General features: G+C 47.0%; 16 protein-coding genes and 3 pseudogenes. 9 read left to right on the plus strand and 10 right to left on the minus strand.

The features are described from left to right. The first annotated feature begins 89 nt into the window (after positions 1 to 89). From HX823_RS16045 to HX823_RS16055, 3 genes and pseudogenes are all read left to right on the plus strand, one after another. Positions 90 to 1,403 carry an integrase arm-type DNA-binding domain-containing protein gene (locus HX823_RS16045; RefSeq protein WP_016976651.1) on the plus strand — a complete coding sequence of 438 codons (1,314 nt, stop codon included), beginning with the start codon at positions 90 to 92 and terminating at the stop codon, positions 1,401 to 1,403. A gap of 557 nt (positions 1,404 to 1,960) precedes the next feature. After that, entirely contained in the window at positions 1,961 to 2,110 is a 150-nt protein-coding gene (locus HX823_RS16050) for a hypothetical protein (RefSeq protein ID WP_157787129.1), read from the plus strand. A gap of 327 nt (positions 2,111 to 2,437) precedes the next feature. Next, positions 2,438 to 3,040 (plus strand): annotated as a pseudogene (locus HX823_RS16055) (hypothetical protein); the annotation flags it as partial. Between the two features lie 234 nt (positions 3,041 to 3,274). On the opposite strand, the gene HX823_RS32345 reads toward HX823_RS16055, so the two are convergent. Continuing rightward, positions 3,275 to 3,748: a biotin/lipoyl-binding protein gene (locus tag HX823_RS32345; protein ID WP_100215704.1), complete on the minus strand. Its 474-nt coding sequence runs from the start codon at positions 3,746 to 3,748 to the stop codon at positions 3,275 to 3,277. 915 nt (positions 3,749 to 4,663) lie between these two features. On the opposite strand from HX823_RS32345, the gene HX823_RS16065 reads away from it, so the two are divergent. The 4 genes from HX823_RS16065 (at position 4,664) to HX823_RS16080 (ending at position 10,575) form a co-directional block, all read left to right on the plus strand. After that, positions 4,664 to 5,581, plus strand: coding sequence for a LysR family transcriptional regulator (locus tag HX823_RS16065; protein WP_016976646.1), 918 nt, complete (start codon positions 4,664 to 4,666; stop codon positions 5,579 to 5,581). Positions 5,582 to 5,934: 353 nt separating this feature from the next. Beyond that, entirely contained in the window at positions 5,935 to 7,062 is a 1,128-nt protein-coding gene (locus tag HX823_RS16070) for an iron-containing alcohol dehydrogenase (RefSeq protein WP_157787128.1), read from the plus strand. 1,048 nt (positions 7,063 to 8,110) lie between these two features. Beyond that, on the plus strand, positions 8,111 to 9,568 hold the full coding sequence (locus HX823_RS16075) for an amidohydrolase family protein (RefSeq protein ID WP_016976645.1): 1,458 nt from the start codon (positions 8,111 to 8,113) through the stop codon (positions 9,566 to 9,568). Positions 9,569 to 9,687: 119 nt separating this feature from the next. Further along, on the plus strand, positions 9,688 to 10,575 hold the full coding sequence (locus tag HX823_RS16080) for a LysR family transcriptional regulator (protein WP_256262541.1): 888 nt from the start codon (positions 9,688 to 9,690) through the stop codon (positions 10,573 to 10,575). Between the two features lie 102 nt (positions 10,576 to 10,677). Here HX823_RS16080 and HX823_RS16085 read toward each other — a convergent pair whose 3' ends face one another. Both HX823_RS16085 and HX823_RS16090 read right to left on the minus strand, forming a co-directional pair. Further along, positions 10,678 to 11,208: a DUF1566 domain-containing protein gene (locus HX823_RS16085; RefSeq protein ID WP_177052515.1), complete on the minus strand. Its 531-nt coding sequence runs from the start codon at positions 11,206 to 11,208 to the stop codon at positions 10,678 to 10,680. Between the two features lie 316 nt (positions 11,209 to 11,524). Further along, positions 11,525 to 12,397, minus strand: a complete 873-nt coding sequence (locus tag HX823_RS16090) for an intradiol ring-cleavage dioxygenase (protein ID WP_080642442.1) — start codon at positions 12,395 to 12,397, stop codon at positions 11,525 to 11,527. A 189-nt stretch (positions 12,398 to 12,586) separates the two neighbouring features. Here HX823_RS16090 and HX823_RS16095 point away from each other — a divergent pair, with 189 nt between their 5' ends. Beyond that, entirely contained in the window at positions 12,587 to 13,501 is a 915-nt protein-coding gene (locus tag HX823_RS16095) for a LysR family transcriptional regulator (protein WP_025999760.1), read from the plus strand. A gap of 130 nt (positions 13,502 to 13,631) precedes the next feature. On the opposite strand, the gene HX823_RS16100 is transcribed toward HX823_RS16095, so the two are convergent. From HX823_RS16100 to HX823_RS16115, 4 genes are all read right to left on the minus strand, one after another. Next, on the minus strand, positions 13,632 to 14,030 hold the full coding sequence (locus HX823_RS16100) for a nuclear transport factor 2 family protein (RefSeq protein WP_080519962.1): 399 nt from the start codon (positions 14,028 to 14,030) through the stop codon (positions 13,632 to 13,634). A gap of 295 nt (positions 14,031 to 14,325) precedes the next feature. Then, positions 14,326 to 14,889 carry an NADPH-dependent FMN reductase gene (locus HX823_RS16105; protein WP_016976642.1) on the minus strand — a complete coding sequence of 188 codons (564 nt, stop codon included), beginning with the start codon at positions 14,887 to 14,889 and terminating at the stop codon, positions 14,326 to 14,328. A gap of 94 nt (positions 14,890 to 14,983) precedes the next feature. Then, complete coding sequence (locus tag HX823_RS16110) at positions 14,984 to 16,114, minus strand: maleylacetate reductase (RefSeq protein WP_080589235.1); 1,131 nt, start codon at positions 16,112 to 16,114, stop codon at positions 14,984 to 14,986. Between the two features lie 205 nt (positions 16,115 to 16,319). After that, the gene (locus HX823_RS16115) at positions 16,320 to 17,504 is read right to left on the minus strand and encodes an MFS transporter (RefSeq protein ID WP_016976641.1); all 1,185 of its coding nucleotides are present in this window, start codon (positions 17,502 to 17,504) and stop codon (positions 16,320 to 16,322) included. Positions 17,505 to 17,653: 149 nt separating this feature from the next. Between HX823_RS16115 and HX823_RS16120 the strand changes: the two genes are divergently transcribed. Continuing rightward, positions 17,654 to 18,565, plus strand: a complete 912-nt coding sequence (locus HX823_RS16120) for a LysR family transcriptional regulator (protein ID WP_016976640.1) — start codon at positions 17,654 to 17,656, stop codon at positions 18,563 to 18,565. Positions 18,566 to 18,682: 117 nt separating this feature from the next. On the opposite strand, the gene HX823_RS16125 is transcribed toward HX823_RS16120, so the two are convergent. From HX823_RS16125 to HX823_RS31995, 3 genes and pseudogenes are all read right to left on the minus strand, one after another. After that, positions 18,683 to 19,357, minus strand: a complete 675-nt coding sequence (locus HX823_RS16125; protein ID WP_038843974.1) for a hypothetical protein — start codon at positions 19,355 to 19,357, stop codon at positions 18,683 to 18,685. A gap of 973 nt (positions 19,358 to 20,330) precedes the next feature. Further along, positions 20,331 to 20,740 (minus strand): annotated as a pseudogene (locus tag HX823_RS16130) (NUDIX hydrolase); the annotation flags it as partial. Between the two features lie 91 nt (positions 20,741 to 20,831). Continuing rightward, positions 20,832 to 21,344, minus strand: a pseudogene (locus HX823_RS31995) (universal stress protein). Positions 21,345 to 21,352 lie beyond the last annotated feature (8 nt).

Genomic DNA, 21,352 nt, shown 5'->3' on the forward strand with positions numbered 1-21,352 from the left:
CCTTTTACGATTCCTTGCGCATCAATTTTCGCATTGGTCCGTCTACTGCTTGATTGTATTCCCCTCCTTGATGCAAAAGGAGGTGTCTGATGGCTCTGACAGATACAGCGATCAAGCAAGCCAAGCCCGCCAGCAAGCCTTATACGTTAACTGATGGGGATGGCTTATCTCTGCAAGTGCCCACGACGGGTTCGAAGCGCTGGCATTTCCGTTTCTATTGGCATGACAAGCAATTGCGTATTTCCCTTGGTATCTATCCCGACGTCAGTCTCAAGGAGGCTCGCCAGCGGAGAGAGGCTGCACGCGCGCTGGTGGCCAATAATATTGATCCCCGCTCACATCGTCGCGCCGAACGCCAAAAAGCCTCTCACGCCGCCAACAACACGTTTGAAGCAGTTGCTGGTCGCTGGCATGAGTTTCGAAGTAAAAAGCTGACGAAAAGTAAGAAGGGCAGTGCAGGGCAAGCGAGCAAATACCTGAAGAAGGACATGTTGCCGTGTTTAGGCGATCTTCCGATCTCAGATATTTCTCGTGGTGACGTGCTGGAGCTCATTAGGCGAATTGAGCGCAGAGGGGCGCTGGTCTCTGCTCGAAAGGTGCGCACCTGGCTCAACCAGATCTTTCGTTTTGCCATGGCGGAAGGGGTCGTTGATGTGAACCCGGCAGCAGATCTTGATATCGTTGCCGAGACGCCGCGGCCAGTTCGCCATAATCCCTTCCTCCAGGTAAATGAACTTCCAGGACTGCTCAGGACCGTCACCCATTATGGGTGTGCGGAAGCGACACGGCTTGGTATTCGTCTCTTGCTGTTGACAGGGGTGCGTACAGGAGAGCTGCGGGCGGCGACGCCAGACCAATTCGACCTCGACAAGGGGATCTGGCTGGTGCCGCCGGAGGGTGTGAAGCAACTCCGGAGTCGTGTTCGAACCCAGGGGAATGAGATCCCATCTTATGTGATTCCACTGTCTACCCAAGCAATTGCAATTGTGCAGCGGCTAATGCAGTTAAGGGCGCGCGGTGCGCGGTACCTGCTGGTTCACCGATACGAACCGCAGAAAATGATCAGTGAAAATACCCTTAACACCGCGATCAGTCGTATGGGTTACAAAGGAAGGCTCACCGGGCATGGCATCAGGGCCACCATCTCAACGGCGCTCAACGAGGTTGGCTTTGTAGAAGAGTGGATTGAGGCGCAGCTTTCCCATGCTGATGCGAACCAAATTCGAGCTGCATACAATCATGCGGAATACGTCGAGCCGAGACGTAGGATGATGCAATACTGGGCGGACTTATTAGATGCACTGGAGGTAGGCGTTCCGCTCCCTGAACCTGAAGCGTACATGTCGCAAATCGGACGACCTTCAACTGATTTTATGAGCTTGAAGCGCGTAGCTGTTGATTAGCAGTCCGATTCAGGCTATGCGATCAAGGTCAGGGAGGATAGAGTTGATAAGACCAAGGATTCACGTACTGCGGCTGATCGCCGATCAGGGAGGAAGGGCTTCGAGAAAGCCAAAGTGTGGAACAACGGTGAGTGCTACCAATGCGATCAACTGGTGCGACGAAATCGCATACGAATCAAGAGTGGAGGTATTTCTCCGTGGGGTTGCTTGACGCCTGAGATAATCACTCGACTACTAGAATGCGGCGCTAGGCTTTTCATGGATCCTCCTAATAGTCTGCTAGTCTGCCTTCAGCTAGAGAGGCGGGATTGCGTTGCTTCTGTAAATACCGTTTTAGTTTGGATGCCGATTGCGTCCCCACAGGCGGGCAGATATCTCCTGCGCCGCTTGGCATTTCATGTGTTGTTGCCACATCATGACGGGAGAGGCTGTGTAAATCAGGTCTCCTGTGCTGCCCGAACGTGGAGCAAACGGTCCACCTAGCACTTCACACCATCGGCTGGCGCGCATTTCAGGATCTATGCTCCTAGGTATGCGAAGTCGTGCTTGGCAGGCCCGTGGAAATCTTCCGCGAAGATCAAGACGGCGGTCAGGACGCGGTGTTTCTCATTTCTGCAGAAAACGACGCGCTGCTGATCGGAACCGTGCAATGCAAGCATACGTCCGATGCAACAAAGGCATTGAAGCTCAGTGATCTCACTACCTAAATTGCTCATGTCGAGGAACTGGTCAAAGCCGGTCAAGCAGAGGCCTACGCCTTCATGACGAACATGAGTGTAGATGCGCCCGTAGCAGCCGCAATGCGTGCTAAAATCCGCGCGATTGACGTGCGTAAGCCGCACATTCTCGGTCGCCAGTATATCGTACGTGTTATCAGGAGCAGCGCGCGCCTCCGGGCCCTCTTTCCGCAGGTCTACGGCCTAGGCGACCTCACCTAGATCGTAGATGAGCGGCTCAGCGAACAGAGCCGCGCGTTGCTTGACAGCTGGATTCCAAAGCTTCGCACCTATGTTCTTAGCTAGGCTCATCGGGATGCGGTCAACGCGATCTCTGAGCACGGAGTAGTACTGCTACTCGGTAATCTCTCTAGCGGTAAATCCGCGATTGGCGCCATCGTGTCGACCATAGCGTCGGAAAATCCAGACAACACCGTACTTGCTCTAACCAGCCCACGCAACTTTGAGGCCGGTTGGAATCCTAATGATCCAGGGCGCTTCTTCTGGATCGACGATGCCTTCGGCTCCAATGTGCTACGCGACGACTATGTGCAGGACTGGACGTCTGCCTTCTCCAAGTTGCGGGCCGCGATCAAGCATGGCAATCGATTTCTTCTAACTTCCCGAAAACATATCCATGAAGCGGCGCGGCGCCGGCTCGGGCAGCGCAACCTTGCCCAATTCGCAGACCGCAGCGCCGTGGTGGATGTTGGCGAGTCGACGTTCGAAGAGAAGACGCAGATTCTCTATAATCATGTAAATTTTGGTGAGCAGAGCCAGAGTTGGCGTTCGAGAATCAAATCGCATCTAACCGTTTTCGCTGCGCTTCGCGATTTTCTCCCTTGGATCGCCGAACCTCTTGGCGATCCAAGCTTCAACAAGGGCCTAGCGCCCCGCGAAGCTCACTCGTACGCTTTATGAAGGAGCCGACAGAGCGCTTTAGATTATCAGCTGCAGGCCGCGCTCATCCTCGTGTATGTCCATCAGGCCTGATTCGATCCTAGCGATCATGACGCTTCGGCCGCACAGGCGGTCGCTGAGCTGACTGGATACACTCTCACTAAGATTGAGGATTGTTTCGCTGAGCTGAAAGGCTCGTTCTTGAATCTTCCCGGATTAAAATGGACGATCGCCCATCCGACGATCTCCGATGCCCTAACGGAGATTCTGCGCCAGAAGCCCCATATGATGTCGACGCTCATACGAGGCGCGACTATCGACACTATTCTCAGCGGTTTCACGTTCGAGGGCTCGCCGCTCATTCGAGATATGCTTGTCATCCAGACAACGTTCGACGAATTGCACCGCAATTGGAAGCTGTTCCACTTCCTCTCCTTTCGTTCGAGCGCGGCCGTGTTCGTCAAAGCCGTCGAGCAATTTCCCAATCTCGATGCAATAAGGGCGTTGGTCGATGACGAAAAGCAAGTCACCGCTCTTGACCTCACTGCCTTCCCGGTAAGCTGGCTGAGTGATGTCGCCATCAGCACGAGGGAGAATCTCTACTGTTTCAATTGCACCTACTCGCCCATTGAAATTATCCCAGGTTCTTACCGTTGAAGGGATGCTCTGGTCACCGCGACAGGGAAGGGGGCTTGATCGGGCTCCATACGGTAACCACTGATTAACAATGTAGTCGCGAAAACTCCGTTAATGGTCATTAAGTTGGCACGCACAAGAGTACATTGCTAATATGTATTTACGAGTAGACTAGTTTTCAATTTGGGGATTTCTCGTCAGTCGATTGATTGGTGCTAGTAGCTTCTTTTTTTCTTGTTCAGTCTTTTCGCGCACTTTCCCTTCGTGCTTCGCAGTTTCCGCCTGTTGTTGAGCAAAAATGCCCTAGTCCTTTCATGAGACATCTGCAGTGCTTCCGCGCCGTCAGAAGCATGTGCGAAAAATGGGAGAGTTAAAATTAGCATTGAAATAATCTTCGCAAAGTTTTTCATGGTGTTTCCTCAGGTTTGACGCGCAATGAAGCGCCAGATAAAATTTAGGTTAGATATGCACTTGGGGTAGCTGTGTAATTAAGACTCAATAAGCGAGTACGGGAAACCTCTCCTGAGGGAAAGTGTTAGGTTTAAAGAGGGAAGATGCATTCAAATAAAAAAATTTACGGGGTCGTAGTTCTGGATTTTTGTCCGGACGGTATTAACGTAATGTTATCTCTATTGTGATGTTGGTAAGGTTCATGGTTATGAGTCAATAATAGCGCGCTGATAATCGTTATTAGGCTTCTTTTTTGCGTGTATGACGAGCAGCAGGTCCCGTGGAATTCAGCCGTGCTCACGGTATGTCATTAGCGTACGATGACTACGTACAACGGTTAATCTAGACTGTGTATCTCAGTGCTATTAGTGAGGCAACCTGATCCAATCGAAGTGTTTATGTACCTATGTCCTCGTTGGTCTTAACGTTAGAAAGATGCACAGCGGTTTCTACGTATGGGCTGGGTGTTCGATCAAGCTGTGGATACGTGTACTTTAGAAAAAAACGATACTCAGATAAACTGGGTCGATACATTTTGTTTTTACGGAAACCCGTACAATGGCATTTGATCGATTGGAAGCGATGCGAGCATTTTGTCGAATCGTTGAAGTGGGCAGTTTCAGTCGCGCTGCTGAGTCGTTGAATCTGGCCAAGACGACGATTTCCGGTCAGGTTCAGGCTCTAGAGAACCTACTGGGCATAAAGTTACTGCATCGGACGACCCGGAAGGTTTCCACGACTGCCGAAGGCGCGGCCTACTACCGCCGCGCTCGAATTGTCCTGGAGGACGTCAGCGAGCTTGAAGCTTCTGTTTCTCGAAATCGCAACGCAATTCGCGGCCATATCAAGATCGAAATGCCGTCCCCAGTAGGTATTTTGTTGATAGCTCCCTCATTACCGGACTTCGCTGCCAGGTTCCCTGAGATACACCTGGAGATCAGTTGCAATGAGCGCGTCATAGATCTTGTAGAGGAGGGCGTGGATTGCGCCATTCGCGTCGGGCGCGTTTCGGATCAAAATCTGATCTCCCGCCCAATTGGAGTGATGCGTTACTGTTTTTGCGCTGCTCCTTCCTATCTGGTTCGCGCCCCGAACCTTGATGCCCCCTCCCATCTTGCTGAGCATAAACACCTAGGCTTCAAGTTCCCGGCGACTAACAGGCGACATCTGCCTACACTTATGCGCGGAGAAGAACGTTTCACACTTGATCACCCTCCAACGGTGTATTTCAACAACGGCGCAGCTGCAGCTGCAGCCGCTGTGGCGGGACTAGGTGTGGCGTTTCTTCCTAGGGCGCAAGCCGATTCACATCTTAGAATAGGAAGTCTGGTCGAAGTGTTAGCTGATTGGCAAATGGCGAGCTTGCCTGTCTCATTGGTATATCCCGCGACCCGTGACCTTTCGGCAAGAGTTCGGACTTTTGCCGACTGGGCTACTACTTTAATCGCGAAAGATCCTCTGTGGGCTCCAAAATAGTGTTTAAAGCCGAGCTAGTGTCCTCACAGTTTCTCGGGATAAGGCTCGACGTGAGTAATATATTGAATGGAGAGCGGGCAAAAAATATAATCGTTAACACGGGAGTTTCATAAGGCTGCGCTAATCATCGTTTCCTCTCTGATGGGTGAAATTCGTCAATGGAGGGATTTGCTAAGACAGAAGACCTGATGGGTTAGTTGGTTCGATATTTTTAATGTTCAGATAATCAAGGCAAGGTATCCACTGGATTTGACGTGACCAGCCATAAGAATTTAGCCCCATCGTGAGAGGGCGTCGGTCATTTCGCGCAAAGATCCCAAACTGGCACTAATTGTGGATTCAGAGAGTGCATAGTGGAAATTTTAGATCACCACAGCAGCGAAAAGCGTTCGGTAGCAGATTCTGACCACAAAAAATATGCACAGCGTGTTGTCTTTGGCGCAGGCAGTATAAGGAAACTGAGAGTTGAAATTGATGCATTGGGGATTACGCGAATACTGATTCTTTACACGTCTAACCTGCGAGCACTCGCTGAATTAGTAAAGGTAACAATCGGCTCCGAACAAGTGGCGGGTATTTTTGACCAGCCTACAACAAATATATCTACCGAAAATGTCCGCGAAGCATGTTATTTGGCAAAGAAATGTGTAGCGATTGGAGTAGTTACCATAGGGTGCGACGTAGCTATTGATATCGGTAAATCTATTGCCCTAGAGTTAAATTTACCCACTCTAGCAATTCCAACAACGTACGCTGGATCAGAAATGATTCATGCGTTCGACTTAAGTGACGGGAAAACTACAAAAACTATATCAAGTAACGAGATTTTGCCTCGCACAGTTTTGTATGATCCAGAGTTGACCTCTGATTTACCTATAGATTTTAGCATTTCTAGCGCTATTAGCGCCATGGCTCATAGGGCCGAAGGTCTATATTCAAAAAGCCGTGATCCAGTAACTAAGTTGATGGCACAAACTGGTATAAAAGCCATTGCTCGTGCGATACCTGAATTGCGTAGGTACGGTGACGGTTTCAGTGAAATGGGCGATATTCTGGCGGCACGCACCAATGCACTTTATGGTGCCTGGTTATGTGGAAGTGTGCGCAATAAAGTTACGATGCCCCTGCATTACCAACTGTGCCAGACACTTTGTCGAGGCTTCAACTTATCTTATGTTGATGTTAATTCAGTGATTGTCCCTCACGTGCTAGCCTACAACGAAGTCATCGAGCCAGAAGCCATGGATAAGATTGCGAATGCCATCAGCGCGCCACATGCTCCTCAGGGAATGTACGACCTGGCATACAGTAACTGTGCCCCTACAGCCTTACGCGATATTGGCATGCGAGAATCAGATCTAATACGCGCGCGGGAACTAGTCATGATGAGAGAGCATGTGAATCTGCGCTGCCTTGAAATAAATGCTTTTAGTGTGCTGCTACGCAATGCCTTTGAGGGGCGCCCCACTTGTACCGTGTAGAGATCAAACTCTTTCTCGAAGCACGACTCGGTGGTCGCTCACTGTTCAGTCAATGAGTCTGGTTTCGTGTCGTTTGGGTTGGGGTTGTCACTTCAAATCACTGTGCCGAAAAGGTGTTTGGTCGGAAGGTTTCATCTCCTGTAAATGTAGTTGTCACATCTGCCAAGCTACTCTGTTCTCCATTTTCTCGATCTGCCGCTTCCGATCCGCGTTCAATTAATTGGGCCTTGATAGATTTCGCTCAAGCCGCATGCTGAATCGGATGCTTTGACGCCGCAGATCATTGTTGTGCCTCCGAATAAAGTGCTAGCCAAAGTCTGTGTGTTGACCAAACTGGAAAAATCACCCTGCAGCTATTGGAGGCAGATTGCGGACTAAGAATTTTGCTGCTGACCTGAGGCCGACCCCGAACGGGGATAAGATGGTCGTACGTTGTTCTACCATTTCACTGGTTTCATGTATGCCCCATTGCTCGAGTACCACATCAGCGTTAGTTTAAATACAGCGTGCTGATTGCGTTGTGTTTCATAGGTAAAGCGTTGTTTTTCGCCACGTCCCGAGTCATAAACCTCCCCAATCAAAGTGTGAGTCGGAGAAAATCTCTGGTCGGATAGAAACAGTATTAACGGTCACTTATCGACGGGAGGATGCATGATGCATTTGACATACCTGATTGAAAGCTCGGTCGAAGTTTTGTTGTGTTGTAAGCCGCCTGGATGCTGACCTGATACTAGATGCATGCCACGGTTCGGTACCACCCGATTTCGAGAATCTAAATGTGTCTATATCAGCGTGCTGCGCCTTTCCGTGGGCGGTGCTGTGATTCCTCCACAGAGATAGGGAGGGTATAGCAGTTCCTTGATCACGAAGTCGCGTCCTACATTAATGCAAAACGAAAATTGCAGAAATGCAAATTTGAGAGATCACATCTAGTGTATAAATACGGTGGAACGCCATCAAAGGATAGCTGAGTTTTAAGCTCTATGACCTCATGCAATCGTTTGGTTGATTTCATTTATATCCAATAAATCTAAAAAAGAGATATAGCATGAATTTTAGTAGAAGAAATTTTTCGAAAATCATAGGCGTAGGTGCACTTGCTAGCTTCGCAGGTCCCCTTTTTTCTACAACTGCGCTGGGTAAGCCCAGCAGGATCAGCAGCAAAAAACAAATTAAGCGCGGATTATATTTGATAAAAAATGCGGCGGTTATTACGGTTGATCCAGATATCGGAACTCTTCCCAACGCCGATATACTGATTAGAAATGGCATAATCGAACGTGTAGGGCAAAACCTTACAGAAAAAGATGCCGATATTATCGACGCAACGAACATGATAGTAATGCCTGGCTTTGTTAATTCGCACTATCATATGTGGAGCGCTATTGGGAGAAGCTTTACGGCTAGGAAAGAAGGGTTTTCTTACTATCCCGCAAAGTTTGCTACTTCAGCACTTTACACGCCAACTGATTTTTATAACAGTGTTATGTTGGCATCGGTAGAGTTAGTGAATGGGGGAACTACAACGGTACATAACTGGTCCCATAATACTAGGTCGCCCGAACATGCGGATGCAGAGTTACAGGCCCTCGAAAATTCTCACATGAGGGCCAGATACTCATACGGCCATGTTGATCGTCTCGGGCCTGATAAAGTAAACCCTTACAACGATATTGATAGGGTTCAAAGTCAATGGTTCGGCAGGAATGACAAATTTGAAGGGATGGTGCACCTGGGGTTAAATCTAAGAGGTACACTTCAAAGCGACAAGGCAACTTTTTATAAGGAGATGGAGTATGCGAAGCGAGTAGGGCTTCCAGTAGCCATCCATGCACCGCAAGAAACTCCTAACACAGCAGATGCGGTTGAATACGAGCGTCGCGGATACCTCGGGCCGGACTTTTTGATTGCACACTACATATCTGCCAGTAACGACGATCTTGCAGCCATGGCCAGGACCAAAACGCCAATCACGATAGCAACTCATTCGGAGCTCAGGCTGAGCAGCACGGGAGATGCGCGAGCCGTGATTATGAAGATGCGGGAAGCAGGACTTTGTATATCTCTTTCATCCGATGCTACTTCAATCGCTCCGCCGGACATGTTTGAAATGATGCGATTTACATGGAATTTAGGTGTCCCTTGGGTAGGAACGGAAAATTCCGGTGCTAGTAAAATCAGTGTGCATGAAGTAATTCAGATGGCTACACTTAATGGAGCGATTGCGCTCGGATTAGGCGACATGGTAGGTTCTATTAGCGAGGGTAAACGCGCTGATATTATCATGCTTAGATCGAATGATTTAAATATAGCACCAGTCAGCAATTTCGAGACTGCAGTAGTTCAAAGCGCAACAGCCAATAATGTGGATACGGTTATTGTTGACGGTAAAATTGTGAAGCGTGGTGGGCGGCTCATAGGTTACGACGAGACTAGAATAATCAATGACGCTCAGAACTCGGCCCGGCGAATTCGCGCTGCAGCGGGGGAATTACTGGAATCATAAGCTAAATGTTAATATCTCGTATGTCGTTTAAGGCTGAAAATATGACCATAAAATACTACACAGATATGTCGAACATGCTCTACTATCTAGGTTTATTCACATTCTGAATGTGGGGCATGATGAGTAGTCTTTCACACAGGTTAGGTTGGAACGATCTAAAGCTCGTCATGGCCGTCGCTGAAACAGGAAGTTTAGCGAGGGCTTCGACGAGACTTGCAGTCAATTCTTCGACAGTATTCAGGCGACTACGACAGCTTGAAATTCAGCTGGCAACGCCTCTTTTCCAGCGCCACAGAGGAGGTTATGAGCTCACTGCTGCTGGTATCGCGATTGTGGAGCTTGCTCATCGAATAGATGAGGACATCGACGGTGTGGTGCAAAGTTTGTCTAACCAAAACGCTCACCCTGCAGGCGAGCTTCGCTTGACCACAAATGATACATTACTTTTCCATATATTAATGCCGATGCTCGAGATATTCAAACTACGGAAGCCAAAAATTAAAGTAAAAGTAACAATTGATAATAGCGCTTTAAATTTATCAACTTCCGATTCCGATTTAGCTTTGCGAGCGACTGATGCGCCACCGGAGAACTTAGTGGGGCGCTGCTTAGGGCGTACTGAATGGGCTTTGTACGGACGAGCGCTAGACTACATCAACTCCCACCAGCCGCGAGATACTGAATTATTTCAATGTGACTGGGTTACGCTCTGCGATAACCTTTCCTCACTGCGTTCAGCAAAATTTGTTAAAAAAAATGTGTCGGCTGAACGAATAACTTTTTCGGTTAATTCCGTATTGGCGCTTGCAGACAGCATCGAATCCGGATTTGGTATTGGCTATCTACCGTGTTTTGTCGGTAATGCTAGGGCATCTTTAGTAAAGCTTGATGGTCCACCAACAAACTTTGGGCATGATCTTTGGATGCTTTATCACCCTAATATGCGAAGATCTACAATTGTGCGAGAATTTGTGGAATTTGTAACTGCTGAGCTTAGAGTCAACTAGCTTCTCTAGTGCGTAGCGGGTCTATTATGCTTAATAGTTATTCGCGTATGCTAGAGCGAAGTGAAATTAAGCGTGATCGGAAGATTTTTCGGTTGTATTGGATTAAACTAATTTCGCACCCTGAATTTTTTCGCTGAAAAGATAATCAAGAGTATACTTTCGAACTGGTCGGACCTGTAATTCAAGGAATTTGTCTAGTCCGATCTGGGAACCACCGTCGAAAGATAGTGCCAATGCGTGTGTCGCTGAAAGCTGTGAACTACTTAGATGCCATTTTTTTTCAAACAAATCCGGAACGTTAGCCATACATAGCGCGAGCTCATTAATTGATGGCAAGTAAAAATCATTATGGCTCTCCAATACCAAGCCAGCGCATAACCTAGCAGCTGGATGATTTCCTTGAGCGCTATTAATTAAATAACGCGTATTAGCGAGTCCGTCAAAACGACTAGCAGCTTTTGGCTCATCGATGTCGTAACCACCATAAGCAGATATTTTATTAACTAGAGACCACTGTGTTGGTATAATTAAATGATAATCCAGTTTCCCTATCTCTCCACGTATCACGCCAGCATAAACACCGCCTTGACTTTTCCATAGTTCTCCGATGGCAGGGGGGATATTCATATTCATTTTATATTTTCCTCTTTAAATAAGTATATGAATCTGGAATTATTAGTATTTGTTAGCAATTTTATCTGTATATTTTTTATAATCTAAGAGTTGTGGAGGATTGTCCGTATGCCTTATGTGGATGCTCAGTGGTATACTTCGTTAAACTCAATCTTAGTGGTCTTCGGAGTTTAGTAGGACACGTTTGTTGACATTGCAGTGATAGGCAGGAAAGCCAGCCTAAATGGTTGGCGATCACAACTCAACAATTATAGATCAGTAAGTTTTTTGTAATGTTGATGGCATCGTTTGATTTGTCGAGTGGTTTTTGTGTCATTCACTGTTCCAGGCCTGTCGCATTGAGTACAAAATCAAATTCTAAAGTGTAATAGGGGGTGTCAGAGTTTCGACCATCGGGCGTTACTCCCGTGCCATGGTATTGCCACTCGGCAATGAGGGATGAACGGACACCGAAAACAGCATCAGAGTCTAAGTATTTACCGGATTCGCGAAACACATGCGTCACTAAACGCTCATAACCTTTAGCCGAAATCATAAAATGCAAATGGGCAGGCCTCCAAGGATGACGATTCAGAGCTTTTAACATTACTCCAACTGGACCATCATGCGGAATCGGGTAGGCGTTAGGAACTATGGTCCGAAATCGGTAGGCTCCTTGAGCGTCAGCACGCAATACTGCACGGCCTTGATATTCCGTAAATTCAACGTTTTGTACATCATAGAATCCAAGATCGTCTGCCTGCCAAACCTCTAACTCCGCATAAGGGATTGGCTCGTTATCTAGATTCCGAATCACTCCGCTGACCCACCAAGAAGTACCTGGCATTCCGTTGCTGATATCAGCACCGAGTTCATAGCGGGGGGCGCCAGTGACATGGAAAGGGCCAAATACCGTTGCCTCAGTACAGCCTTCTGGCTTTTTATGATTCTGAGCGACGACTAGCGTGGAGAGACCTAGAGTGTCGGAAAGCAAAATAAATTCTTGCCTTGTGGGGGAGCATATCTTGCCTATCGCAGTGAGAAACTCTATACCTTTAAGCCATTCACCCTCAGTAAGATTAACCTCTCTTGCGAAAGAATGCATATGCTGAACTAAGCTAGTCATCACTTGATGAAGGCGGTGATCTTCAGTGCTTGCATTACGCGCAAGCACAGCTTGGGTGATGGTTTGTTCATCTAGGTTTCGCATGAGGCCACTCCTACTAATATTTTTGTTAAATTGCTGATTCGTCGTTTCGGTGGGTAAATAATGTTTTATCGGAAAAGCAGTTTGAAAAAGCTCTAATAAATTATAGTGTCCATCACGCAAATAAAATAGTAAAATCGAAATTGTCAATTTCACATCTGAAGCAGCAAGCCGTCTGTAAGGAGTCAAGATATGGATCGACTAACTGAACTCGAAGTACTCGTTCATACTGCAGAATTGGGTACGTTGAGTAAAGCTGCAGAGTTGCTTGATATATCTACAGCGTCAGCTACGCGTCACCTCGCCGCACTGGAAAAACGTTTAAGTGTGAGGCTAATAGAACGGAATACGCGAAGATTATCGCTTACTCCGGCAGGGCATGAGTTTTACAGTCACTGTAAGAGCCTGCTAGGTCAACTTCGTGATGCTGAGGCGTCTCTCACTACTTCGTTAGTTGAGCCAATGGGTACTTTAACAATTACGTCATCAATTTCTTTCGCGATGCTTCATATTTCACCACTGTTGGTTGAATTTAAAAGGGCTTATCCAAAAATAAATGTTAAAATTCTTGGGGAGAATCATTATTGCGATATCATCGATAGTGGTATTGATTTGGCTATAAGGATAAGGGAGTTTGAGATAGACTCAAACATAACTATTCGACGTTTAGCACATACTCGCCGAATACTTGCCGCCTCCCCTGACTACCTAAGAAGTCGAGGTGCTCCTACGGATGTGGAAGATCTGTACAATCACGATATGCTCTTATATAACCATGCATATCAACCTCGGATTTTGAATTTTTCGAAAGAAGGGGTGAGCAAGTCTATAAAGATAGATCCGACTCTAGAAACTAACGATGGCCAGATTGTACGATCCGCGGCAATTTTTGGTGCGGGCATCCTCGTGCAGCCGAAATATATAGTTCATGACGATTTAATAGCAGGACGTTTAGTTCCGGTGCTGGACGACTGGAGTCTTCCCACGTTGACTATAAATATAGCCTTTCAAGAGCGGCGTTATATGCCTGCAAAAACGAGGTTGTTTATTGAGTTTCTGGCAAATAGATTTCAAAAAGAACGCTACGAGCGTTATTGGATGCGCTGAGTGAAGATCGGCTCTCTCTCGCCGCTAAAATTTGCAATTAGGTGGGTTATATTAAATATGGCAATGGGTATGAGCGTGTGTCCATCGCCATAAAGTCTAAAAAAGCATCATAATGTGGCTCGGGAGTTGTTTATGATATGAATGGCATTCGGATAGTTGGCGTTGGTTGGTATGAAAGGAACCTCCACTCTTCAGCTATATATACCCATACAGTCAGTGTTTTATTTTTTAGAGTTTTCTTTTCACCCCCTACAATTATCTCTCCATTCATTTCTCCGCGAACCAATACTATATTGTTTAGGATGGTAAAAGAATCAATTGGATGTTCGATTTTTTTGTATACATAGAAGCCTGTGTTAATTTTTTGAAGGTATTCTTCTAAAGTGTCTACTCCGCCAGAAGAATGAGCGTAGGAAAGTTTTGGATGTGCAAGTTTGGCGAGCTCCTCAAGATTTTTGTTCATTACTGCATCATAGCGCTTGTTTTCCAAAGCGCGAATAGTTGACTCGATTTGTTCAGTAGTGTTCATGATAATCCTCAAATCTTAAGTTTGTGGTAAGGGAAGGGGGGCAGGGTTGATGTGTTGACTCAAAAAATATGAAGTATCCAATTTTTAATTTGAAAGCTGATTGTGACGTGATCTCTTTTACGTGCGTTGTGTTTCGTGCTCTAGGCTTTTAAGTGTATAGCTTTTAAGCGTTGCGTGTAATTAAGGGCGACTTTGGTGTCCACAGAATTTCATGAGTTGAAGAGGGTAAGTCAGTCAGATGTTTGTGGTACTATCGCCCTTAAGTGTCGCGTGTTAGGGGTGTTTTCGCGGCATATTATGAATTTAAAGAGGACTCGATATGAGTGAAAAAAGCGTCCATTATGTTTTGTAAAAAGGACTTGATGTTTTCATTCAGGATTCCGTTTTCATCGAAGAAACTACCTGCATTACCTAGATAGGCCTCGGGTTGCTGCATACATAGTAGGTTAAGAAAAACGAAGCACTGGCGAAGATGATGATTCGCTCCGAACCCACCGATTTGACCAGGCGAAGTAGTAATGATGGCAGCGGGTTTTGCGGCACCCCACGCACTTTTGCCGTAAGGCCGTGATCCTACATCAATAGCGTTTTTTAACGCTCCTGGTATTGATCGATTATATTCCGGCGTTATAAACAAGAAGCCATCAGCGTTATACAGTGCATTTCGAAATGATGTGTAAGAGGGTGGTGGAGTATCTCCATCTAAATCTTGGTTGTAGAGTGGCAGGTCTCCGATTTCCACGATGTTGAGGGTCAGTTTTCCGGCTGTCAGTTCATTAAGTGCGGTAGCAATCTTTCGATTAGTAGAGTCTCTTCTTAAGCTTCCAATTAAAATCGCGATAGAATAAATACGGCTCATTTTGTATTACCTTTTTCGGTGGTTGAAGCACTAGTTTTGGGTGAGAATTCTACGCTGAGTATTTCGAATTATTCTTGATGTTTTATGTTCGTCATCATGTAGTAGGAGAGGGTGCGTTACCTTCAAATGCGTCGCGGAGTAGCCGGTGTATTGGTTCGGCTTCGAGGCGGCGTGGATTTGGATATTGATTACTCAGAACTAGCTCGCAAGCCAGTGAAAGATTTGATTCATGCATGCCAATATCCCGAAGTGATGTTGGCGCGCCGTTTTTTGAAGCTAAATCGTATATTCCGGCAGGGGCACTTTCGGAGCCGATGGCCCGTGCGATAATTTCCATCGCCTCTGGCGCGGCTTCTGCGTTATAGGCGAGTGCGTGTGGCAGAATGACGGAATGAACTTCAGCATGTGGTAAGTTAAAACTGCCACCGAGGGTATGACACAGTTTGTGGTGGAGGGCCATTGTCACACTGCCAAGTACACCCCCGCATAACCAAGCCCCATAGAGTGCATCGGAACGTGCAACTCTCATTTCACCAGTGCTGCAGAAGTTGCCATCATTTTTGCGGAATTTGGGAATTGCGCGAGCCAGAGCGGCTATACCCGCTTCAGCCATTATATTCGTGACTGGATTTCGATTTTTGGCATACAGACCCTCAGCGCCGTGAGCAATAGCGTTCAAGGCGCTGGTGATGCTAATGTCTATCGGTAATTCTAAAGTCAAATCAGCGTCGTACAAAACGGTCCGAGGTAATACTTTTGGATCTGTGCCAGTTTTTTTTATCCCAGCCTCAGTTATACCGTATATCGCGGTCATTTCCGACCCTGAATACGTTGTGGGAATCGCTACCGTTGGAATGCCTAACTCACGGGCAATGGCTTTTCCCAAACCTATGGTAGAACCGCCACCGATGGTGATTAGACCATCAGCTCCTATTCTTTTCACTAACGCACATGCCTCACGCACTAATTCGAGGGGAACGTGCATTGCCGCGCGGTCAAAGATACCTGCCACCCTTTGGGCTCCGAGGATTACACTCACCATTTCGGCCAGTGGCCTCTGGCGAGGTGTGCTAATGAGTAACGGACGTGTAAACCCTAAAACATCGATTTCTGCGCGGAGTTCGCTTAAGCGTCCAGCACCGAATAGAACACGTTGTGGAAACGTTGCATATGTAAAATTTTCTAATAACGTACTTTCATAGTTTGAGTTACTATTTTTTTTCATCGCTGAATCCTTAGTATTGTTTTGGGGAGCTGAAAGCTCGTTAATTCTTGATCAGCCTGCGGATGATTTGCAAAAAAATTATCGTTTTGAACAGACTAAATAAGTGGACGTTAAATTCGTTTATGTTCCCATTGACGGTAAACGGACCGGGTTAAGCTGCATTATGGGGTTTCGTAAATTTAATTGATTTATAGAGCTCTTCGGTTTACCAGCTTGGCTTGCTGGGCAAAAAAAACGCGAAAATTGCTCCGGCGCAGTAAAGCGCCGCACATAGGCAAAGTGCCAATGAAAAGCCGATCTGGTTCGAAAGAGAACCCAGCGCAAACGGTGCCAGCGCTGAAATGCCACGACCTATGTTGAAACAAAATCCTGCACCAGTCGTTCTGATATGAATCGGATATAGTGACGCAAAGTAGGAGCCATAAAGCCCTGGGAACACCAGAAAGAAAGCGTAAGTAACTCCTAGCGCCATGAGGGTCGCTCGATCTTCAGCATACGCAAAGAATGGAAGAACCATGGCGGTCGCGAGCAGTGAAAGCACGACTAATAAACGCTTTCCATAACGGTCTGCAAAAAAACCAAAAATCAAATAACCTATGAATGTGGATGCGTTCAATACAAATAAATATCCCGACATTGATTTGAGATCAAAGCCTCGCTCTGCTGCCAAGTAGGTTGGTAACCAAGATGTTACCCCCCAGTACGCGAGGAGTGAAGATGATGCTGATAACGTGGCGAACATTGTCTGGCGCAAAAAATTTCCACTGAAAATCTCAAGTGGCCCAGAAGTGTTTTCAACGGTCGCAGTGACGTCACGCTCGGAAATCCATTTTGGCGATTCTGGTACAAAATAGAAAACGTATATGATTGGAATGATCGTAGAAACACCGCAGGTGAAGAACAGTGCTCTCCAGCCGTAATCAGGTAAAATAAGCGCTGAGAGCACTGCGGCAAACCCGGCGCCTAGAGGGAATGAACTCAACACTAACGACGTGGCTCTAGCCTGTTTCTCCTTTGGCCAGGTTTCGGAGATGTAAGCGGACACAATGCTCCAGACACCACCGAGCCCGAGTCCTGCGGCGAACCTTAGCACTAACATTTGTTCCCAGGAGTGAAGCTCTGCCATAATGCAGGTGCATAATCCAAAGAAGGTTAACGATGACAGGAGGGCTCGCCTTCTTCCAAATTTATCTGACATCCATCCGACTGTAACGCTACTCAGGCCTATCCCTAATAAAGTAGCTGTTACTAGCAGCCCCGCGTCTGTCCGCGATATCCCTGTATCGATTATGATTGAAGGTAGCGCAATGGCCAGTATAACTATCTCTAATGCATCGAACATATAGCTCAGAAAGCCTCCGATGAGCACATGGTGCTTAACGCATATCATTGTTGCCTCCTGTAGTTTTTGTAAGATACATCATTTGCAATGACTCGCGAGTAGCTCTTTTGCAAGGCGCACCGCAATGTTATTCTTTCTAAACACGCAGAAACAGACAGAGTTCTGGCAAACACCTTTCTACTCAGTGGAATACTGGCATGGACCGTTTTCGCGAAATTGAACTTTTTGTACACGTGGCAGAGGCAGCAAGCATTAGTCGTGCTGCTGACGTCCTGGGCCTACCGGTATCCAGTGCTAGCCGCCACCTAAGCATGCTTGAGACGCGGCTCGGAGTGCGCCTGGTGCATCGCACCACCCGCTCCCTTGCGTTGACAGAGGTCGGTATGGAATTTTATCGTCGTTGCAAGGACGTTTTGTCCGACCTAGGCGAGGCTGAAGCAGTTGCAAAGGATGCGGTTGGTAATCCTCGTGGAACATTAAGAATCACTGCGTCCCTTTCTTTTTGCTTGTTGCATATTGAGCCGCTTTTACCTGCGTTTAATAAAGCCTATCCAGATATTAGTGTCGATATTATCGCAGCTAATCAGTACTTAGACGTTGTGGAAAATAATGTGGATTTGGCAATTCGTACACGTGAATTTGAAGCAGACAGCAATTTGACCATCAGAAAGCTTGCTGTAACAAAACGAGTTCTTGCTGCCTCTCGAGAATATCTCTCTACGTATGGTATGCCTGTTATACCAGAGGATCTAACCAAGCATAAAATGTTAATTTACAGTTATGCGAACAATCCTAATGAGTTGCCTTTTGAAAAGGGTAATCAAAAAGTAATCGTGAATCTTAACCCTTCGTTGCGTACGAATGATGGCCAAATAGCCATTAATGCTGCTTTGCATGGAATGGGTATCTTGGCACAGCCAAAATATGCTATTTATGATCATATTGAGAATGGAGAGCTTATTACATTACTTAATGATTGGGACTTGCCGCGCCTTACTATGAATATCGCCTATCAGACACGGCGGTACCTCCCTAACAAGGTCAGAGTTTTCGTTGATGCCTTAACTGACCACTTTTTGAGGAATGATTTCGAGCGTCGTTGGAGCTAACAGTGAATTTTTTGAGCTTGTAGTTTTAACGATCCTTCTCAATCGTTAAGGCGCAGCTTTGCAATATTTTTGAAGTAACAGGCATTTACCGTGCTCGTGAAAAAAGGCACTAATTGTTTAGAACTTATCACTCTTATGCGCTAACAAGTCTTTCAGGGAACGATCAAATTTTTGTAGCGCGCTGATTTGCACATTCTTTTGCTCATTAATGTCAGAAACAATTTCCTCAGTGCGTTTGTTGCCCGCCCAAATCGGAGAGAGTATTTTTTCATCACTTCCTTTTGCCGTTCCGAGATGATTGTAGCTTCTATCGTAGAAATGTGCCGCTACATTCGCCTTAATTTCGGAGTTTCGAGAGGTGATAAGTTGAAAACGAAAGTCGACCACTACCAAAATATCGGGTTTCGCTGCTTTTAGGCTCAGCACATCCGGATATTCTTTCACTTGGCCGAACTCCCGTCGAAGAGAGGCCTTCAGCCAGTCTACCGCCAGATGAGGGTCTGACGTTGATATGTACGCGTCACGAATCGACTCTACTAGGAGATTCTTGCCGAAGCCAGTACCCGCGCTGTTATGGTATTGTCGTAGATACGTTAGATTGGTTTGGGTATTTTCGCTAAGTATCACTCCTATAGAAATCTGATCGCCAGTCGGTATGAAGTCTTCTTTAGTGCGGTTCATAGAAATGCCCAGAACAGTATCTGGTAGCACAATTGCTGGTGGTGCGACAGGAGTTGAACAACCGGTTAGTACACATATTATGGCTAGTGTGCAGAATGTACCTAGTTTCATTAGGGATCCCCCAAAAAACAGTTATGTACCAACATTTTACTGTGCGTTATTGATTTTTAGATAATGTATCGGTTTTCAAACAAACGTCTTCAATGAATTTTAGACACCGCTAATACCCAGTCTTTGCAGTTAGATTGCACACCTTGATTTCGTAGGCCCGTATTTGGAACTAGGGGAGCTCCGATAAAATCCGCGATTTCAGCCTAAGCGCGCTAACGCAGAGCGTTATCAATTTGAAGCGTCCGATAGGCTGTACATGGTTATCACCCCCACTTTTCGGCGCGATTTGCGCGTTTACCGGCGCCACTTACCTGTGCCTAACAGCTGCTTACTTGCCGCTCATGGGATGTACGGCGCAATCAACGTGTTAGGTCAATCCGAAAAGTCGCACATTCATATGGCTGACCTGACCCTTCTCCTTACCCCGAAACCGACTTTTGAGCTTTGTCCTAGTTTGCGTATATGTCTCAAGCACCCACTACTACGCTTCGCTTTAGGGGCCAGGCTCCACTCCCTATTTCGAATAGTTACGGTGTCGTCCGTCCTCCCAGATAGCTGCTCGGTCAAATCCTCATACTGCGTGTCGACTTCCGTATAATCGGCATCGGTATACACAGATTTTTTTACTATACCACAGGTCGGTGATTGGCTTGATGTTAGCTACTGATACCGTTCCCTCATGTTATAAGCAGCATTTTAGGAGCTCTAGGCACTTAGATAAACTGGCCCAATTCGTTTTGTCCTTACGGAAAATCGTACAATGATGCTTGACTGGTCGATCTCAGTGTGTGCTTTCAACCGCATTCTTAAAGTAGATAGTTTTAGTGAGGCATCAGCAATCTTTAGATGTAACTAATAGTACCACTTCAGGATAATTATGGTTTCGGTATTTAAGGTTGCTTACCTCGTATGACTTTCAGGGTTTCCCCGCGGCAGAATGTACCGCCATTATTCCTCGCTCGTATGCCCCTCTGATCCATGCTGGCCGCATACCATTAGCGATTTCGTGGCTTTCCATTCTCACGGGCTCTGGCGGGGGGGGGGGGGGCGTCGCTACTTCGCATTGATAATAATCCGAGGTCATTTGCATCAGATCGTACTGTGGCTTCCAGTAGGACGGCACATCCTCGATTTAACCGTAGCGCTGGAGCACCTGTATTTCACGAGCACCAAACTCTTCCTCACGCTCGCGCTTCAGGCCTGTGACATGTCCTCGTCACCATCAAGGCTGCCTCTAGGAAAGCTGAAGTCGTTATAGCGCTTGGTGAACAGCAACAGGATCTGTTCACCCCGCATCACGATGCTGCGAGATGCATGTCGACGGAATACTCTGTCCTGCTTGGATTTCAGCTGGGGGTAAACAATTTCAGTTATGAGTTGCATGTGGTCTCGTTACGACAAAATCAGTTAGTCATCGTCAGGGTGGCCGCGGTATTTCCGCAGCGCTGGAAATACTTTGGCCAGTGGAACTGGCTCAGCGAAGCAGCGATACGGGTACGGTGGATGTACGCAGCATCGTCGTGGTCGCGCTGCCTATCAGAAACTGCCTGATCCGTGAGTACCCGTACGCCCCATGACCAAGAGGTCAATGCCGTGCTCTGCCTGATACGGATGCAATGTCGACTCTACTTCGCCTGGGCGAATCTCGAATACACTAGCGAGCCAGAAGAGGCAAGCGTGGTTCGTGCTTTCTCCCGCGCGTCCTGTTGTCTTCAGAATCCGTTCCAACCATGGCGAGACGAATTGGCAGGCCTTCGCACAGCGGGCTTGAAGCAAGCATTTGTAGGGGCTTGTTGCCTGCAGCGTTGCCCTCAAATGCCACCGAGACCTATGTTGCCGGTAAGGTCAGTGGATGCAGCATACTTCTCCTTATCCAGCACATTAAGCAACGTCAGGGAGCGCTGAGTCGTTGCGAGGCCCATGCTGCGTAATCGCAGACCGCCGATGAGGATTGCGAGTTATCAATGCAGGCCATTACGTGGGGCATTGTTCTTC

Origin of the sequence: Pseudomonas sp. P7759 (assembly GCF_013386445.1) — a bacterium.
Lineage (GTDB): Bacteria > Pseudomonadota > Gammaproteobacteria > Pseudomonadales > Pseudomonadaceae > Aquipseudomonas > Aquipseudomonas azotoformans_A.

What these genes read in the sequence shown, in the direction of transcription:
- HX823_RS16045 (WP_016976651.1), top strand. Translation starts at nt 90, where the DNA reads ATGGCTCTGACAGATACAGCGATCAAGCAAGCCAAGCCCGCCAGCAAG.
- HX823_RS16065 (WP_016976646.1), top strand. Translation starts at nt 4,664, where the DNA reads ATGGCATTTGATCGATTGGAAGCGATGCGAGCATTTTGTCGAATCGTT.
- HX823_RS16075 (WP_016976645.1), top strand. Translation starts at nt 8,111, where the DNA reads ATGAATTTTAGTAGAAGAAATTTTTCGAAAATCATAGGCGTAGGTGCA.
- HX823_RS16080 (WP_256262541.1), top strand. Translation starts at nt 9,688, where the DNA reads ATGAGTAGTCTTTCACACAGGTTAGGTTGGAACGATCTAAAGCTCGTC.
- HX823_RS16085 (WP_177052515.1), bottom strand. Translation starts at nt 11,208, where the DNA reads ATGAATATGAATATCCCCCCTGCCATCGGAGAACTATGGAAAAGTCAA.
- HX823_RS16090 (WP_080642442.1), bottom strand. Translation starts at nt 12,397, where the DNA reads ATGCGAAACCTAGATGAACAAACCATCACCCAAGCTGTGCTTGCGCGT.
- HX823_RS16095 (WP_025999760.1), top strand. Translation starts at nt 12,587, where the DNA reads ATGGATCGACTAACTGAACTCGAAGTACTCGTTCATACTGCAGAATTG.
- HX823_RS16100 (WP_080519962.1), bottom strand. Translation starts at nt 14,030, where the DNA reads ATGAACACTACTGAACAAATCGAGTCAACTATTCGCGCTTTGGAAAAC.
- HX823_RS16105 (WP_016976642.1), bottom strand. Translation starts at nt 14,889, where the DNA reads ATGAGCCGTATTTATTCTATCGCGATTTTAATTGGAAGCTTAAGAAGA.
- HX823_RS16110 (WP_080589235.1), bottom strand. Translation starts at nt 16,114, where the DNA reads ATGAAAAAAAATAGTAACTCAAACTATGAAAGTACGTTATTAGAAAAT.
- HX823_RS16115 (WP_016976641.1), bottom strand. Translation starts at nt 17,504, where the DNA reads ATGATATGCGTTAAGCACCATGTGCTCATCGGAGGCTTTCTGAGCTAT.
- HX823_RS16120 (WP_016976640.1), top strand. Translation starts at nt 17,654, where the DNA reads ATGGACCGTTTTCGCGAAATTGAACTTTTTGTACACGTGGCAGAGGCA.
- HX823_RS16125 (WP_038843974.1), bottom strand. Translation starts at nt 19,357, where the DNA reads ATGAAACTAGGTACATTCTGCACACTAGCCATAATATGTGTACTAACC.